Genomic DNA, 17,046 nt, shown 5'->3' on the forward strand with positions numbered 1-17,046 from the left:
TACTTATGACGTGCTTTTAGGGGCTTTTGGACTATTGTTCGCACGCTCTTTCCCCGAGTGAATATTCTTCGCGAGCCCCGAGGTCACGCCGGTCTGAGACAGTTCTTTCTTCTGCGTATTTTTACGGTCTACTCATGGTGAAGGAATTTTATTTACGGGTAAATATTCACCCTGTCCTAGTTGCGGCGGTAATTACCCGCCACCTAGAGCTGTAGGCGCAGGGGGGTGGTTCGAGGGTGGCGTTTCATGGCTCTCACGCGCTACAAGGAAGCACCCCTGCGGCATATTTGGGGATGCGCGCTGGTGCACGCGAGAGGTGATTGAGGTGGTTTATCCACAATTTTTTGAAAAATAGGGCGAAAAATTCAAAAAATACGAACATATTAGTTTACCTACAGATAATTTATTGAGCTTTAATGCTTTTTAATGTTTTCTGAGGGTATGACTCTCTTCTTTCTCGACCACCACAACACAACCAACGCGCTCCCCTACCCCCGAGTACTCCGACTCGACGGCGAGGCGGCACCCACCGGAATACAGCTGCGCCCCGGTAGCGTACACCAGCAGGCTCTAGATCAGGCACTCAACCAAGCTCTACAGCACCCTGCACCCGGCGCGCACGCTCAGGCACAGGAAACGACGTTCCAGCTACGCCCCGCACACGATAAGGATCCCGCCGGCGCCTCGATTGCGCCAAACAGCCACATTCCGAACGAATCTCAAACTCCGGGCGCGCCCGCCGTCAGCCTCCTGCACATTCTGCGCGGACCCGACGCGGGCGCAACTTTCCCCATCAGCCGCGGCCGCACCAGCCTCGGCAGGGCGGCACTACCTGCCCCTGGAGGAGAACAGCCGCACCACATTCACCTGCAAGACCCCTTCCTCAAGCCGGTGCACGGCAACTTCTACGCCGATAGCTCCGGCATCCGCTGGATCGAAAAGCACCCCGCCGCGAGCGAGGGCAGCGAGAAGGCCCAGGGAGCTAAGAACGCACAGGGCAGTAAGAAGGTGCAGAGCGCCGAGCCGCGCATCCTGCGCTGGGACGAGCCTTTCCGCCTCGGCTCCTCACTCTGCATGCTCACCTCCCCCAGCGCCGACGGCGAACACACCGCCACGAAGGCGAGCGTCACCGCTACCCCCGGTTCTTCCTCTGGCGAGCTCGCGCAGACGCTTGCTCCCCTGGGCGACGCCGGCAACCCCTTCGAGCCAGTAGTCGTAAATCCTCCCGCGCCGCGTAAGCTCAAGCAGATTCTGCTGAGCGTGTGCCTGCCGATTGTGGTGGGTCTGATCATTGCGCTGGTGACCGGCATGTGGTTCCTTCTGCTGATGTCAGCGGCGTCTTCACTGCTGATGCTTCTGCATTTCTTTGGCGGTCGGGCGGAGAACCGTGCCGCATCGCAGCAAACTCATCAGGCGGCTGAGCAGGAAAAGGAACGTGCCCTCGCCCTGCCGACCGCAGGCGACCTGGCGATTTCGGGCACCTCTGCCCTGCATGATGCCGCCTACCCGGCTATTGTGCTCGGGTGCGGTCCCCGCCAGCCCTACCTGCGCGGCCGCAACCTCCCGCTGGGCACTCTGGAGAAACAGGATGCACCCCACTATCTGCCGCTACCCACCCCGACTCTCGGGCACTACCTGAAGCTGGAGGAGGCACATCTGCGCGCCTACCTGGTGCAGCTGGTGGCGGGCTATCCGGGTGCGGTGCACGTTCTGCTGGCGGGTGCTGAAAGCGCTGATCAGCAGCGCACCAATAGTCTCTTGCAGACTCTGGCTGTGGTGCCGGGCGTGAGCGTGCATTGCCTGCCGGGCGTGCAGCATGAGAAGTATCTGCAGGCCCTGCAGAGTAGCTTGCAGTCGGAGCTTTCCGCATCTGTTCCGCCGCTGATTCTCATGCCCCTGCAGGCGAGCGCTATCTACGCTCCCCTGCTGACCGCGCTGAACTCTGGGGCGGTCGCGGAGTCTTCGCCGTCCCGCGCGTTCGCCTCCCCGCGTGAGCAGAAGATGAACGCCCCGGCGCTCTGCGTGCTGGGCAGTGCTGAGGGTGATAGTTCCGCCCATGCACCCGGTGCGCTTTTTGGTGCCGCCTGGGTTGAGTGTGCAAGTGAGGGTAGCCACCGTCAGAGCATCCGTTACCGTACACAGGGTTACGCGGCGCCGCCGGTGCAGCCCACCGAGGGTGTCTACCAGGTGCACCCTCTGGCGTGTGAGGGTCTGTGCCAGCACGCCGATGGGCTCAGCGTTGAGGCATTCTGTGCCGCTCTTGAGAACCTGTACCGCGCCGGGTGCGAGCAGGAGCAGGGCGCGCTTAGTGAGGCTCAGGTGCACCAGTCGGCGCATCTATTCTCTTCCCTGCAGGCGCAGAGCGCGCGGCAGAAGAATCGCACCGATGACATGGCGGTGGAGTCCGTTCTGCAACGCTGGTCCGCTCAGCGTTACGCCTCCGATATTCGCTGCTACCTGGGTGTTTCTTCGGGTGGCTCGCTGAATATTGGTCTGTCTGAGCACGGCCCACACTGGCTGCTCGGTGGCACGACTGGTGCCGGCAAATCGCAGCTGTTGCGTTCGCTGGTGCTCAGCGCTGCGCTACGTTACCCGCCCGAGCGCCTCGGCCTGATTCTGGTGGACTTCAAGGGCTCGGCTGGTTTGGGTCCTCTGGCTCAGCTACCGCATGCGCTCAGCGTGTTGAGCAATTTTGATGTGTCCGCGGTGGAGCGTGCCCTCGAATTTTTGCGCGCAGATATTCACCGCCGCGAGGTGGATCTGCAGGCGCTCGGCGTGAACTCCTACCGCGACTACCTGGCGTCCTGCCAGGCGGCGGGTACCACTCCGCGCTATCCCGAGCTGCTGATCGTGGTGGACGAGTTCCGCATGCTCATCGATTCCATGCCGGACGCTATGGCTGAGCTGATGCGCATCGCCACGATTGGTCGCTCGCTGGGTCTGCACCTGGTGTTGGCGACTCAACGTCCGCAGGGTGCTATTTCGCAGGATATTCGCGCCAATATTGCCACGAGCATTTGCTTGCGTGTGGCGAGCGCGCAGGATTCCTATAACCTGCTGGAGCATGAGTCTGCGGCGTATATTTCGGCGGCGCATCCGGGGGCCGGGTATGTGCGTCTGCCGGATGGTCGTTCCCTGCCGTTCCGCGCCCCGCTGGTGGATGCGGTCCCGTCGAGTAGCGATGCCCGTCCGGTGCAGGTGCTGGGTCTTGAGGAGGGTGGCTGGCGTGAGCTGACTGCTACTTCTGTTGTTCAGAAGGCTGGCGGGAATGAGGATGAGCTGCTGATTCGTTCGGCGCAGCAGATTCGTGCGCTCTATGAACGCGAGTACGCGCCGAGGGGTCTTCGGAAGAATGCGGCAGTTGAGGATGAATACTGCCCGATTCCGCCGGAGCTTCCCGAGAACACCCCGCTGCCAGTGGTGCAGGCGCCGGTGAGCGAACTGGTAGCGTACGGCATTGATCCGGCGGCTACCTCTCAGGTTGTAGATTCTCAGGAACCCGCCAATTCTGGCACCGCTTCCGCAGGGTACCTACTGGGTGAGTTGGAGATTGCCCGCTACGGCGTGCGCCGCCCGATCAGCTGGTCGGGTCAGCAGGCGCTGGCACTGCTGGCTCAGAGCGCCGAACGTGCCCCGATGCTTTACGGTCTTTTAGCTCAGGCATTCGCCGCCCGCACGCCGGTTGTTCTGCTGACCTCTGACGGTGCACTCTACCGCGACCTGGAACCCTACGCCGGTGCCTTTGAGACGCTCGTGGGTGCGCAGGAGCTTTCGCATCTGCGTTTCTGCCTGGAGGAGCTGCGCGTCCCGAACCTGTGGGGCACCGAGGCTTCCGCCCGCCCGCTCATTGTCGTGGACGGTCTGGACAGTTGGCTGGAGGCGCTGGTCCGCCAACCCGATACGGAGAACCTGCTCTACGATCTACTCTCGCAGGGGTGCCGTCGCGGCTATTCGGTGGTGTTCACCTCCGCGTTGAACCCGCGCGGTCGTTTCGCCGCTGCGGCGCATTCCACGCTGTTGAGCCGCCGCTTCCTGGACGCCGACCTGATGCGTTCAACGAGCAAGGACTACCCGACCCCGGCGCAGAGCCACTACTGCGTGGAAGGTGCCATCAATGAGGAGCTCATCGGTGATCAGCCGCTGAGCGCGTCGATTCTTTCGCCCTGCGTTGCGGGTTTCCAGGAGCTGGTTCAGGTTCTGCGGGGTAACACCGCGAGCGCTTCTAACGGGTCGAGCACTCGCCCCGGCACTCTTCTGAGGCAGTTCCCCGAGTACTATCGCATGCCCTCGGCCGAGTACGTGACCGCCGCCCATGCCGCGTGCAATCCGCAGGGCTCTAAGCTTCTCGTCGCATTTGACCGCCGGCAGATGCCGGTATGGTTGAGCGCCCCGGCTGGCGCTGTAATTCCCGTGCAGGGTTCCCGGTCGGCGGGTAAAAGCACCCTGTTGGAAAGCATTGCTCAGCTCAACCCGCAGCTGGATACCCTCGTCTTTGAGGGGTCTGGCGGTGCTACAGGTGAGCCGCCGAGCGTGGAGCGTACCCGTGCGCTCCTGGACTCGGTGACAAACCCCGCGCGCACGCTCGTGCTCATTGATGATTTGCAGTACCTGCAGCCCGCCGTTCAGCAGCTACTTCTGGAGCGTCGCGGTGAGTTCCGCGCCATGCTGGTCGCCTACACGCCCTGGCCGAGGCGTGCCTCCTCACCCCTGCTGGCTGCGCTCATGGGATGCTCGCGTGCGCTTCTGCTCGCACCCGCATCCCTGGCGGATGCCGACATGTGCACGGTGACCGCGCTACCTCTGGATCGATTCACGCAGGGTGAGCAGCCCGCCGGCCGTCTTGTAGTGGTGGATGGCGCCTCCGTGTGCGCGGCGCAGGTTCCCCTGGCGCTGACCACGGCAGCACAGGCTGCAGCAGCCGTGCAGAAGGTGCCGGCCGGGGTCTAAAGTTGAGCGGTCTAGAGCTGAGCACTCTAGAGCCAAGCCGGCTAGGGTTTAGCGGCGCTAGGGGTTTACGCGCTAGGGGTTTAGCGGCGTCGGCGGCTGTACTTCTCCGCTTCTTCGCCCGATGCTTCGGTGACCGCCTCAATATAGCGGCGGCTACTGGGCATGAGCACAAAGACGAAGGCAGCCGCCGCACCAATAACACCCGCAATCGTGATGACCTGGCCAATGTTCAGGCCGTAAGCGCTCACGTTCATGACGAGGGTGCTTGCGGTGACCCACAGGGCGCAGAGGGTAATCAGGATCATGGGCAGGCGCGAACCGAAGCGGCCGCGGTAGAAACGCAGGCCAAAGTAGGTCATGCCCGCGGCAATGAGCACCTGGAGCACACCGCCCACAATCGCCTGAGCGGTAGACATTCCGCTGACGATAAAGGGGTAGAGGATGCCGCGAATCAGAATGTATGCTGCGAAGGTTTCGGTCAGGGCGAATGCATAGATGACGTTGAACGGGCGTGACGTCATGGTGGGCTCCTCATGGGTAGTGTCGGCGGCAGACCGGGGTGTACTCGGTCCGATGTGCTGGTCGATGCGTTGGTGCGTTAGCGGGTGGGCGCTCCCCCGTCTCGGGTTCACCGCCTCGTCGTCGGTGCGGCATTTCAGGGGTAGGTACCGCTTTATATTATGCCTGAGGTGCCACTCACCCAGCCGCCCGAGTCTCGCCCATGAGACGCGACGCAGAATCTGTGTGTCAGCATGCGATTCCTCATCCTCTCAATTAGACAAAGGTTAGCCTAAGTGATAGATGCCTCAGCGTAATACTGAAGTTTTTAGAGAAAAGTACTTGTCACATCCGCTCCAACATGCGAAAGTTGATAAGTCAATTTTCACCCTAACGCTGGGTGAGCGTCCCATCATCGGATGTATTTGACACGCACACAGGAAAATAGATGTGTCTTGCCACCGCGTGAGACCGTAAATCATGAAGGAGGTCCACCGTGGATTGGCGTAGTCGTGCAGCTTGTTTGGACAAGGATCCGGAGCTGTTCTTCCCCGTAGGAAACACCGGACCTGCCCTGTTGCAAATTGAAGAGGCCAAGACTGTCTGCCGCTCTTGCGAGGTTGTAGACGTCTGCCTGAAGTGGGCCATCGAGACCGGCCAGGACTCCGGCGTATGGGGTGGCACCAGTGAAGACGAGCGTCGTGCGATGAAGCGTCGCGCAGCTCGTGCCCGCCGTGCATCCTAACTTCCGGAGTATTCAATAGGGCATCAAAAGCGTGGTGCAGTGATATAAAGTCACTGCACCACGCTTTTGTCATATACAGAACCTATCTAGACAGCAAACTGCCACCACCCCGTACTCGGGGCGGCGGCAGTTCTATATGTCATACGAGAAGGGGCTTAGACGAGCACCGCGGTGATGACCACGCGGGTACCGGTCGGTTCGTTAGCCTCCCAGCGGATTGAGCCGTTCAGCTCGCTTGCCACCAGGGTACGCACAATCTGCATGCCCAGGCCTTCCTTACCGGTCACCGGGCGGTAGGCGTTCGGGCCGGACTCTTCAATCTTCTTATCGCCCATGCCCTTACCGTCATCAGTAATCACGACGGTGAGGATGTTCTCCCCCTCATCGTTGGTACCGCGAATACCCTCGAGGGTCACAGTGCCGGTCTCACCGTCCAGGCCGTGCTCCACAGCGTTCGCGACAACCTCGTTGATAACCAGCGCCAGAGGGGTAGCGAACTGGCTCGGCAAAGATCCAAAGGAACCAATCAGCTTGGTAGACACGTGCTGGCCGGGGGAAGCAAGCTCAGCGGCAAGGTGGAACTGACGCTCAATCAGCTCGTCAAAGTCGACGTTCTGAGTCAGACCCTGCGAAAGCGCCTCGTGCACGGTAGCGATTGTTGCCACGCGACGCATCGCCTGCTCCAGGCCCTGACGTGCCTCATCCGTGGTCATACGACGCGACTGCAGGCGCAGCAGAGCGGACACGGTCTGCAGGTTGTTCTTCACGCGGTGGTGAATTTCGCGGATGGTCGCGTCCTTGGTCATAAGCTCCAGCTCGCGGCGGCGCAACTCGGTCACGTCACGGCAAAGAATCACGGCGCCTTCACGCTCGATACGGGCGCGCCTCTGTGCCAGCAGCGGGATGGAGCGCATGGTCACGCGGGCACGAGCAATAACCAATTCGGTGCGCAGGTCACTACGGCCCGCCAGGACGAGCTGCAGGGTTTCATCCGCCTGTTCACCGGCAGGAAGCATCGCACGGGTGACGTCGGCAAGGTTTTGCTTTTCGAGGTAGCCGGTCATGCCCATGCGGTTGTACATGGAGTTCGCGTTCGGGGAAGCGACGACCACACGACCGGAGGGGTCAAGCACAATAATGCCGTCGATCACGCGGGGGTTGCCCTGAGTGTTATTTCCCTGGGCGAGGGGGTCGGGCCACAGGCCGGAGTGCACCATGGAGAGCATGGTATCAGCAGTATATTCGTAGACCTCGTCGCTGATGGAGGGGTAGCCACTGGGTGTGGCAATCTTGTGGCTGGTCAGCAACGCAATGGTGCGGTTGTTGCGCACGATGGGCACGAAGGTTACGTGTACGCGCGGGCGGGCACCAACGCCTTCACCGCTTCCTTCGTCGGTGTAGGTGCTGATGTTCTGGTCAATCCAGACGCGGTATGCTTCGTCGCGGATTCCGTCTTCCATGTCGTGATCGATGATGTCGTGGTGGAAGAGGGTTCGGACGTTAGAGGGGCGCACGTGCGCGAAGGCACGGAAAGTACTGGTTTCGCTGGGGCCGGAGACGGCATCCGGGGAACTGCCGTCGGCAACAACGTAGTCGGTGGGGAACCATAGAACCAGGTCACTCTGGGCGATGTCAGAGATGACCTGCCATTCGCCCATGATGAGGTGAACGCGTTCAGTGTCGCCGGGACCGAAGTCGCAGGCGCTCATAATTCCTTCTGCAAAAGACATATGTTTGTGTGCTTCCCTAAGTTCGGGTGTGTTCAACCATTTTACGGTTTGTTCGCCGCAAATCCCATTCAAACGACAATACGTGGAATAGTTTACAGAGCATTTCTTGGAGCGCGCTTTTTAATCGCAAATATGACGCCCTGAGATGAGATGAACCCCTCAACTTTGAGGTGAAATATTCGCGCTACTGCCCTGCATTATTGTCACCTTCCCCGATTCAAAACCCCGGCCCAAAACCCTACGTAAAACCCGGCGTAAAGACACAGAAAACCCGGCATATCGGCGCTCTGCAGTTCCTAGAAGAAACCGAGAAAAACACCGATACGCCGGGGTTTCGTTCGCCCGCCTCTGGCGGGCATTAGTTGTAGCTGACGGACCTGTACGCCGGGGCTGAAGTTAAGCGCCGGGGCGTACCGCGTACATACCCTCGAGCATAGCCTCCAGGGACTGCACGACCGCGTGGCGGGGTGCGACCTCCAGCAGCGCTTCACCGTTGCGGCGCAAACGGTCCATGACCTTCCGTTCGTACGGAATCACGCCGGCGAGCGGAACCGACAGGTAGCGCGCCCAGTTATCGCGCATCTTCGCCTCGGGATTGAACCCGGCGGCTTCGCGGCGGCTGCGGTTGAGCCAGTACTGCACATCCGTTTCGGGGGCGAAAAGATCCGGGCGTGCCTGCACCTCGCGGGCGAGGTTAATCAGGCGCGGCAGGCCGATGACGTCCGCTTCGCCGAGCGCAATCACACGGTCGGCACAGGCGAGCGCGGTGAGGGTCGCGGCGTTACGGCGCGGTGCCAGGCCGTCAAAGGTCAGTTCCTCATCGACCTCGATGGGGGCGGCAACATCGCAGATGACCAGGTCGTAGCGGTGCTTGAGCCATTCGAGTACCTCGGCGAAAGCGCGGGCGCGCACCTCGGGCCAACGCGAGGAGGAGGTGATGCCGCTCAAGAAGTCGAAGGTGCCGTTTTTGAGGGGCACTCGCTCCATGATGGCGCCCGCCTTTTTCTCGTCGAGCTGGGCACGGTCGGCATCCGAGCAGAGAATTGCCAGGCCGGAGCCGGTATCCTCGAGCGCCATGAGCGCATCCAGGCTGGGCGCGTAGGTGTCTGCGTCGATGAGGCAGACCTGCTGACCCTGCTGCGCCGCGAGAGCGGCGAGATTGAATGCGATGGTGCTTCGGCCGGGCGCGCCGTGAGTGCCCCAGACGGTCACGATCTTGCCGAGGCGGTGGCCGGGCTGGTAGCGGGAGGGCGCGGCGGGGTCCTGGTTGATGTCGGGGTGTTGCGGCAGGGTACCGTCGTTGTTCTCGTTCTGCATGTGCAGGGCGTAGTCGCTACCGGGTGCGAAAGAGTCGACGATGGCGGCGGCCTGGCTGAGCACGGATTCCTCGTTGCTGGGCACAACGGAGGAGGCTTCCGCCGGGTCATGCGCGCCGGGTGCGCCGGGTGCGTTTCCGGCGGGGGCTGCGGGGTCGATTCCGTAACTTCCGTAGTCGGCACCGTAGGGCGCGCCGGCGTTTACGGCAGTACCCGCGGCGGGGTCGTAGCCGTAGCCGCCCGCCCCATGGCCAGCAGCTCCGTTATCGTAACCGTAACCGTAACCGCTGTCGTAGCCGTAGCCTGCGTCGTAGCCGTAACCGGCGTCCTGACCGTAGACGCCCTCCGGTCGGTGGGCAACAGGCTGAACGGGCGGCTGAGCCGGAATCTGCGCGGGAATACCGTAACCTGCGGCGGGTCGGGCGAGCGCCGCATCCACAGCCTGTTCGAGCGAGCCCAGGATCTCTTCGAGGGCCGCTTCGGGGCGAATGCGGTGCGCATGCGTGGGCAGCGGCAGGTTGTCCGGGGCGATAACCGCCAGGAGCACTTCGGAGGCGGCGAGCGCATCCACGGTGGAGGCGCTCATTTCTGCGGGCATGTGGACGCAGAGCAGCACGCGGGCAATGCCTGTGTGCGCCATGCCGACGGCTTCACTGAAGTCCTGCACGGTACGCGCTACGGAAACGCGGCCGCGCTGGGATTCGATGCGGGTCAGGAGCGAGCCGTCATCGCCGTAGAGAATGACGGGGATGTTCACTGGCCCTCCCCGTAGGTGCCGGGGATGAGGCTGATCTTGGAGTCGCTGTTGCTTTCCTTCACGAGGTCGGTGAGGGCTTCTTCCTTGACCCACAGCTGCACGGTTGCTTTGCCGTTGGCGCCGAGCACGCCCTCATCGACCGTTACGGCAACGATTTCGGCATTGGTGACGATGGCGCGGGCACCGTTTTCGGTGCGGTTATCGCTCTTGGTGTCGGGGTTGCGCGGGCCGGAAGTCCACACGTCCACGCGCTCGCCTGCCTTCAGTGCGGAGGCGGCGGTGCGGTCAATGCTGACGGTGGCGAGGCGGCGCCCCGGGGAGGTTTCAGTGCCTACCGATTCTTTGCTGATGAGGTTGCCGGCGGGGATGCGCTGGGTAGCGATTTTGCCGTTCATCTGTGCGGCTTCGGCGCGGGTGAAGTACTTGTCTTTGGCGGAGTCTATGTTCGCTTCGACTCGGGCGAGTTTGTCTTCGGTAATCTTCTCGCCGAGGCGGATTTCACTTTTGGCGGTGTAGTACTCGGTTTTGCTGTTATTGGCTTGCACGTAGAGCTGCACGCCGGTGATGGAGACGAGCACGAGAAGTACACCGAGGATGAATCGCCAATCCTTGACGGTGGGCCTTTTGAGGCGCTTGGCGTGGGGCTCGGTGAGGGTGGAACGCTTCGTCGCGTTCTGTCGTATGCGCATGATGTGGTTGTGCCTTTCGGTGCGGAAGCCGGCGGTGATTCCGGTGTTGTTCAACTGACCGATGAGCGAGTGGTGTGTTTTCGATAGTGCTTTGGTTGGTTCTGACACTAACCCTAACAGCATATTTCATTTAGTACTCTCTCTCAACAAGAGTCGTGTTTATGAAATATTTTTGAGTCTTGCCCCTTTTGAAGGGGTGATTAGATAACTTTTCAGCTCATATAAGGCTTTTTGTGAGCAAATTTCACGGTGATGGCATATACTGAAAGTACTCAATAGATGTTCTGTATGGACTCTATGTAAAAGGCCACTAACGGTGGCTAAGGGGCCCAGGATTTCACTCACGGAAAGGAACAATTCGATGACTGCACCTCGTTTCCTCACTCTGAGCGACGTTGCCGAGGAGCTGCAGGTTTCGCTTTCGCAGGTGCGCGCTCTGGTGCGTAGCGGCGAACTTCCCGCCATTCAGATTGGTGGACGTAACCAGTGGCGTATTGAACGCTCTCGCTTTGAAGAGTACATTACCGAGCGCCACGAGCAGACTCTGGAGGCGATTGCTTCCGGCAAGCTCACTGCAAAGGCTAAGGTCGATTAGTATTTCGACGTACACCTCGCGGGCGTAATGCTCGAGTGTTTTAGAAAGGTCCGCTCCTCTCGCATGAGAGGGGCGGACCTTTTTGTATGTATTTATGCTTTGATGCGGGTGTTTATGCTTGTCGGGTAGGACATTACACTAAGGCCCTTTCCGACGGCATCACCCGCTATTTGTCGCATATTTTTAGCGTGAAATGCGGGCAATCACCGCGCTGACGCGAGCCAGCGGAATGGTGCGCACGCCGGCGCCGCGAGGTGCACGGGAGTAGCCGGAGGCACCCTGACCGTAACCAGCCTGCCCATAACCACCCTGACCATAGGTTCCCTGCGCGCTGTAGGCTGCACGCGCGTACTGGTCGCGTTCATAGATGCGCGGGTACTGGCCGCCGTTGAGCAGGCGCAGTTCAAGGAAGTCGGCACCGACTCGCTCGATCACGCCGTCGTAGCTGACGGTGCCACCCTCGAGGGAGAGGCGGACGGGTTCGCGCGCCATGGCGAGGGAGCGGAGGGCGAGCTGAATTTTCATGCGGTAGCGTTCGGGGCGAATATCGGCGCGCCCAGGCGCGATGCCACCTTCCCACCAGAGCATTCCGCGCAGGGGGATGATGATGTTCTCGCCGCGCGCTTCGATGCTGACCCATTCTTCGCCAACCATTTCGAGTTTGCCTTCGTAGGTTTGCATGTCGGTGGCGCAGATGCGGATGGGGCCGCCGACCTGCGCGAGGAGGCGGTCGTCGAGGGTGATGGTGGAGTACTGGACGCGGGCGACTTGGCGGGCGTCCTGTTCCATATCCCAGGCGCGTTCGGAGGCGAGGCGCGCCTCAATGTCTCGTAGGAACTTTTCCATTCTCATGCTATGACCCTACCTGAGGATGGGGGCGGATACGAACCGGGACATTTTCTGGTCAGATGATGATTCTCAAACCTGATTTTTATACCAAATTCCACCAAATTATATGTTTTTCATGCATTTTGATGCTTTTTGCTTCATTTTTAGCGTGACTTCCTGTATAAATGAAGCAACACCAAAACACATCAAACACACCATTTGGAGGTCATTGTGGACCATCTTTCCACGCCGGGTCAGGCGCCCGCAGCCTTCGCTTCGCATCCCCTTGCATCCGTTGCTTCTCTGGCATCCGGCGCTGACGCAGGTCACGAAACCAGCACCAAAGCTAGCTACCAGGATGCTCTGCTCTTCATCGCCCCTCCCCTACTTTCCGCCGCGGTCTTGGGCGCGTTAAGCGTGAATCTGCACCGCATCCCCTCGGCACACCCGCTGGCAGATGCTTCGTTGCTCTGCGCTGGCGCGGTAGCAATCCTCATTACCGCCTGGTGGTTCATCAGTTTTATCTACGCGCTCTTCTACGCTTGGTCTTTGCGCGTTTCGAGCCACAACGCTGACCGCGCGGTGCTGAAGGTTCCGGCAATTTTCCGTCCGCGTTTTATGCGCCGCATCGTTCTGACACTTGGCGGCACGGCTCTTGGAGTGGGGGCGGTCTTGGCTCCCGCGCAAGCTACGGTGGTTACGCCCAGCAACACCGGGGTAAACGGCACGGAGGGCATGCCGCAAACGACTATTTCGGCGGTCATGACCACAGACTCAATGGGCGCTGCAGCTTCAATGGGCACCGCGACGGCAGATGCCAGCCCGGGCTCCAACGCAGATGCGGCTCTCTCCGATACGGCCCCGGATCAGTCCGCTACTCCTCTGGCACTCTCTGCTGAGGTTCCCGATATTCCCCTGGCTCCTCAGCCTTCGGAGGCGGCAGGCTCGCTGCAGGATCGCAGCCCGTTCTTCTCCCCACCCCGCGCTGAGGCGGGCACCTACTCCTACACGGTCCAGGCGGGCGATACGCTCTGGTCAATTGCCGCCGAGCAGCTGGGTGAAGGCACCGACGCCTCCACCATTTACGACTACACTCTCGATATTTACGAGGCGAATAAGGACGCTCTGGGTCAGAACGCCGAGCTGCTCTACGAGGGGCAGGTTCTACAGATCCCCGAACAGCCCGTTCACTAACCTCACCCGCGTCTTCCACCCCATTCCGCCTCATCCCAACAGTCTTTCGTTCGCTCGACTCACCTCACATACCCCTGCACCGAAAGGAGCCGTCATGAGCTTCTCCAACCTTCTCCCCCGTTCCCCGTGGACCCCGCCGCATCAGCCTGCCTCCCGCGACAACCAGCCTGCCAGCCCGTATTCAAAGCGTCAGGCGGCTCGCACCTCCCAGCCGGTGGCTCAGTCGGTGCCCCAGCCCGCGAGTGCCGAGCAGGTCGCTCCGCTACCGGAGCAGGGGCAGGGCACGATGGCTCTGGTGCAGAGGCGGAACAGCGCGTCGGTCTATTCGCTGTTGCCGCTGCCGCGTTATGAGCAGCATTCGGCGCAACGCCCGAAGGTAGTGAAGAGGGGCCGCCCGCTGCGTCCTGCGGATGCATTGGCTCGCCAGTTGGAGGGTCGTTGCGCGGGTGTGGCGATTGCTTACCTGGAGATCATGTCGGCTCGTCGTTCGCGTCAGCAGCTGGCGCAGTGGGTGTCAGCAGATTGTTTCCACCGTCTGCTACCGTTCTTCCCCAAAAATCCGCGTCAGGTGCGCAAGGAGATGCTGTTGACTCTTCCGCCGGTTCTGCTGCGGGTGCGAGCGCAGAAGGTGCACGAGGAGCTTTACGAGGCGGTGGCGCTATTGCGTTGTGCGGATAAGGTTCGCGTGGTGACCATGCAGATGCGGCTGATTCACGGCATGTGGCTGATTACCTCCATCGAGCAGCCGCAGAGCCGCTTGGACGAAGACTAAGGCTTCCCCGGCTTCCCCTACAAAACACACAGACAAACAGAGAGGGTGCGAATCCGGTATTGGATTCGCACCCTCTCTGTTGCGTCTATAGCGTTTTCGGGTTTACGCCGGGTTTACACCGAGGCTAGCTCTCCTTGGTGCGCTCAACGTGAACCTGCTCGTGACCGTCCTCATCGGGGGCGGAGTACTGCAGGAACTTCGGGCGCGAAGGCTCAGCCAGGCGCACAGCAGAAGCCTGAGTACGCTGCTTGGACAGGTCCAGGTTGAACAGGTAGGTCACGGTCTCTTCACGGACCGCACCGAGCATCGACTGGTACATGTCGTAGCCTTCACGCTGGTACTCGACCAGCGGGTCACGCTGAGCCATTGCACGCAGACCGATACCTTCCTTGAGGTATTCCATCTCGTACAGGTGCTCGGGCCAGCGCTCACCAATGACGGACAGCATGACGCGGCGTTCAATTTCGCGCATGCTCTCTTCGCCGACGCTCTTTTCACGCTCCTCGTAGATGAGGTGTGCGTCCGCCAAAACTTCCTTCACGATCTGGTCGCGAGTGATCTTGGTGCGGTCGCCGGCGTCCTCTGCCAGGTCGTCCACGGTGATGGAGATGGGGTACACCTGCTTGAGGGCGCTCCAGAGCTCGTCGAAGTCCCAGTCCTCGGCGTGGCCTTCAGAGACGCGGGCGTCAATGATGGTGGTCAGCACCTCGTCCACGAAGCCGGAAATCTGTTCCTTCAGGTCGTCACCGTGCAGGATGCGACCGCGGTCCTTGTAAATCGCTTCACGCTGGCGGTTGAGCACGTCGTCATACTTGAGCACGTTCTTACGCTGCTCAGCGTTACGGCCCTCAACGTTTGCCTGTGCGGTAGCGATAGCGCGGCTAACGATCTTGGAGTCCAGTGCGGAGTCCTCGGGGGCTGCCGCCATGAGGCGGGTCGCCATGCCGGTGTTGAACAGGCGCATCAGTTCGTCGGTCAGCGACAGGTAGAAGCGGGACTCGCCCGGGTCACCCTGGCGGCCGGAACGACCGCGCAGCTGGTTGTCGATACGGCGGGACTCGTGACGCTCAGTGCCGAGCACGTACAGGCCACCGAGCTTGGTGACTTCATCATGCTCTTCTTTAGCGGCGTCTTCGCAGGCCTTCAGAACCTCGGGCCAGCGTGCCTCGTACTCTTCGGAGTTGGTGTTCGGGTCCAGGCCGAGCTCACGCATCTTCTCGACGGCCTCAAATTCGGGGTTACCGCCGAGCATGATGTCGGTACCGCGACCAGCCATGTTGGTTGCCACGGTGACGGCACCCTTACGGCCCGCCTGCGCAACAATAGCAGCCTCACGCTCGTTGTTCTTTGCGTTCAGCACCTCGTGGCGCACGCCTGCCTTCGCCAGCTGGCGAGAAAGGTATTCGGAGTTCTCCACGCTTGCGGTACCCACCAGGATCGGCTGGCCCTTTTCGTGGCGTTCCTTAATGTCCTTGACGACCGCCTTGAACTTGGCGATTTCGTCGCGGTACACCTTATCGGGGTTGTCGATGCGCTGCACACCCTTGTTGGTGGGGATGGGCACCACGCCGAGCTCGTAGGTGTTCATGAACTCTGCCGCTTCGGTTTCCGCGGTACCGGTCATACCGGACAGCTTGTCGTACATGCGGAAGTAGTTCTGCAGGGTCACAGTCGCCATGGTCTGGTTCTCAGGCTTGATTTCGACGCCTTCCTTCGCCTCAATCGCCTGGTGGATGCCGTCGTTGTAGCGGCGGCCCGGCAGAATACGACCGGTGTGCTCGTCAACAATCAGGACCTCGCCGTCGATGACCACGTAGTCCTTGTTGTTGGTGAACAGCTCCTTCGCCTTAATGGAGTTGTTCAGGAAGCCAATGAGCGGGGTGTTCTTGGATTCGTAGAGGTTCTTCACACCCAGGTGGTCTTCCACCTTGTCAATGCCGGATTCGAGGATGCCGACGGTGCGCTTCTTCTCGTCTACTTCGTAGTCTTCACCGCGCTTGAGCAGGGTCGCGGCAATGCGCGCGAACTCTGCGTACCAGCGGTTCGCCTCACCGGCTGCGGGGCCGGAAATGATCAGAGGGGTACGCGCCTCATCGATCAGGATGGAGTCCACCTCATCAATAATGGCGAAGTTGTGGCCGCGCTGAACCTGCTCCTCCACGGTCCACGCCATGTTGTCGCGCAGGTAATCGAAGCCGAACTCGTTGTTCGTACCGTAGGTGATGTCTGCGGCGTACTGCTTACGACGCTCATCAGGTTCCATGGAGGAGAGAATCACGCCGCACTCCATGCCGAGGAAACGGAACACACGACCCATGAGGTTCGCCTGGTACTCAGCCAGGTAGTCGTTCACGGTCACAATGTGCACGCCCTTGCCGCTCAGCGCGTTCAGGTACGCGGGCAGGGTCGCGACGAGGGTCTTACCCTCACCGGTCTTCATTTCGGCAATGTTGCCCAGGTGTAGCGCTGCACCACCCATAAGCTGCACGTCGTAGTGGCGCTTGCCCAGGGTGCGCTTGGATGCTTCACGGACCACCGCAAAGGCCTCCGGCAGCATAATGTCGAGGGATTCGCCGTCCTTGACGCGCTCGCGGAACTTGTCGGTCTCTGCTCGCAGTTCCTCATCGGTCATAGATGCGAAGCTGTCCTCGAGCGAGTTCACCGCCTTGGTGTACGCTTCGAGCTGTCGCAGAACCCTCTTATCGCCGGTTCGGAGGATTTTCTCCAAGAAAGATGCCACTGAGCTTCTACTCCTTGCTTGTTTCGGTACCCTCACCAAGGGCGCGCGAGAGTGCGCGCGGTGAGGCCTTCCTACATATTGTATGGCAGAGCCGCCTAATTCGCCCGTCCGAGCTATTTTTTACGCTGTACGCCCACGAGGTGACATTTGGTGACGTTGCGCGTCGTTCATCCTCTGGCTGAGGTGGAGGGAGCACCGGGTTCCGGGGGCGGGCGCATCCCCGCGCTGAGAATCC

The 17,046-nt window shown here is 60.8% G+C and carries 11 protein-coding genes; 5 read left to right on the plus strand and 6 right to left on the minus strand.

All coding sequences use genetic code 11. The features are described from left to right. Positions 1-441: 441 nt before the first annotated feature. Positions 442-4,947 carry an FtsK/SpoIIIE domain-containing protein gene (locus HMPREF2942_RS04615; RefSeq protein WP_246824354.1) on the plus strand — a complete coding sequence of 1,502 codons (4,506 nt, stop codon included), beginning with the start codon at positions 442-444 and terminating at the stop codon, positions 4,945-4,947. An 80-nt stretch (positions 4,948-5,027) separates the two neighbouring features. Here the strand turns inward: HMPREF2942_RS04615 and HMPREF2942_RS04620 are convergent, their stop codons facing one another. Next, positions 5,028-5,468, minus strand: a complete 441-nt coding sequence (locus HMPREF2942_RS04620; RefSeq protein WP_070666235.1) for an alpha-N-acetylglucosamine transferase — start codon at positions 5,466-5,468, stop codon at positions 5,028-5,030. Between the two features lie 473 nt (positions 5,469-5,941). On the opposite strand from HMPREF2942_RS04620, the gene HMPREF2942_RS04625 reads away from it, so the two are divergent. Beyond that, positions 5,942-6,190, plus strand: coding sequence for a WhiB family transcriptional regulator (locus HMPREF2942_RS04625; RefSeq protein WP_005505386.1), 249 nt, complete (start codon positions 5,942-5,944; stop codon positions 6,188-6,190). 155 nt (positions 6,191-6,345) lie between these two features. Here HMPREF2942_RS04625 and HMPREF2942_RS04630 read toward each other — a convergent pair whose 3' ends face one another. The 3 genes from HMPREF2942_RS04630 to HMPREF2942_RS04640 all read right to left on the minus strand — a co-directional run bounded on the left by HMPREF2942_RS04630 (position 6,346) and on the right by HMPREF2942_RS04640 (position 10,682). After that, on the minus strand, positions 6,346-7,920 hold the full coding sequence (locus HMPREF2942_RS04630) for a sensor histidine kinase (RefSeq protein ID WP_070634486.1): 1,575 nt from the start codon (positions 7,918-7,920) through the stop codon (positions 6,346-6,348). 396 nt (positions 7,921-8,316) lie between these two features. Further along, complete coding sequence (locus HMPREF2942_RS04635) at positions 8,317-9,993, minus strand: CpaE/TadZ family protein (protein WP_049342196.1); 1,677 nt, start codon at positions 9,991-9,993, stop codon at positions 8,317-8,319. Beyond that, positions 9,990-10,682, minus strand: coding sequence for an SAF domain-containing protein (locus HMPREF2942_RS04640; RefSeq protein WP_049337893.1), 693 nt, complete (start codon positions 10,680-10,682; stop codon positions 9,990-9,992). Before HMPREF2942_RS04640 ends, HMPREF2942_RS04635 begins: the two co-directional genes overlap by 4 nt. Before the next feature lie 361 nt (positions 10,683-11,043). Between HMPREF2942_RS04640 and HMPREF2942_RS04645 the strand changes: the two genes are divergently transcribed. Next, complete coding sequence (locus tag HMPREF2942_RS04645) at positions 11,044-11,277, plus strand: helix-turn-helix domain-containing protein (RefSeq protein WP_005505378.1); 234 nt, start codon at positions 11,044-11,046, stop codon at positions 11,275-11,277. A 183-nt stretch (positions 11,278-11,460) separates the two neighbouring features. Here HMPREF2942_RS04645 and HMPREF2942_RS04650 read toward each other — a convergent pair whose 3' ends face one another. After that, positions 11,461-12,123, minus strand: coding sequence for a histidine kinase (locus HMPREF2942_RS04650; RefSeq protein WP_236146102.1), 663 nt, complete (start codon positions 12,121-12,123; stop codon positions 11,461-11,463). Between the two features lie 213 nt (positions 12,124-12,336). On the opposite strand from HMPREF2942_RS04650, the gene HMPREF2942_RS04655 reads away from it, so the two are divergent. Both HMPREF2942_RS04655 and HMPREF2942_RS04660 read left to right on the plus strand, forming a co-directional pair. Further along, on the plus strand, positions 12,337-13,299 hold the full coding sequence (locus tag HMPREF2942_RS04655; protein WP_070593942.1) for a LysM peptidoglycan-binding domain-containing protein: 963 nt from the start codon (positions 12,337-12,339) through the stop codon (positions 13,297-13,299). 94 nt (positions 13,300-13,393) lie between these two features. Then, positions 13,394-14,071, plus strand: coding sequence for an Rv3235 family protein (locus HMPREF2942_RS04660; RefSeq protein ID WP_049342198.1), 678 nt, complete (start codon positions 13,394-13,396; stop codon positions 14,069-14,071). A 124-nt stretch (positions 14,072-14,195) separates the two neighbouring features. On the opposite strand, the gene secA is transcribed toward HMPREF2942_RS04660, so the two are convergent. Beyond that, positions 14,196-16,811, minus strand: a complete 2,616-nt coding sequence (gene secA / locus HMPREF2942_RS04665; RefSeq protein WP_049342199.1) for a preprotein translocase subunit SecA — start codon at positions 16,809-16,811, stop codon at positions 14,196-14,198. Positions 16,812-17,046 lie beyond the last annotated feature (235 nt).

The sequence above is a fragment of the Rothia sp. HMSC071C12 genome (assembly GCF_001813895.1).
Classification (GTDB): Bacteria; Actinomycetota; Actinomycetes; order Actinomycetales; family Micrococcaceae; genus Rothia; species Rothia mucilaginosa.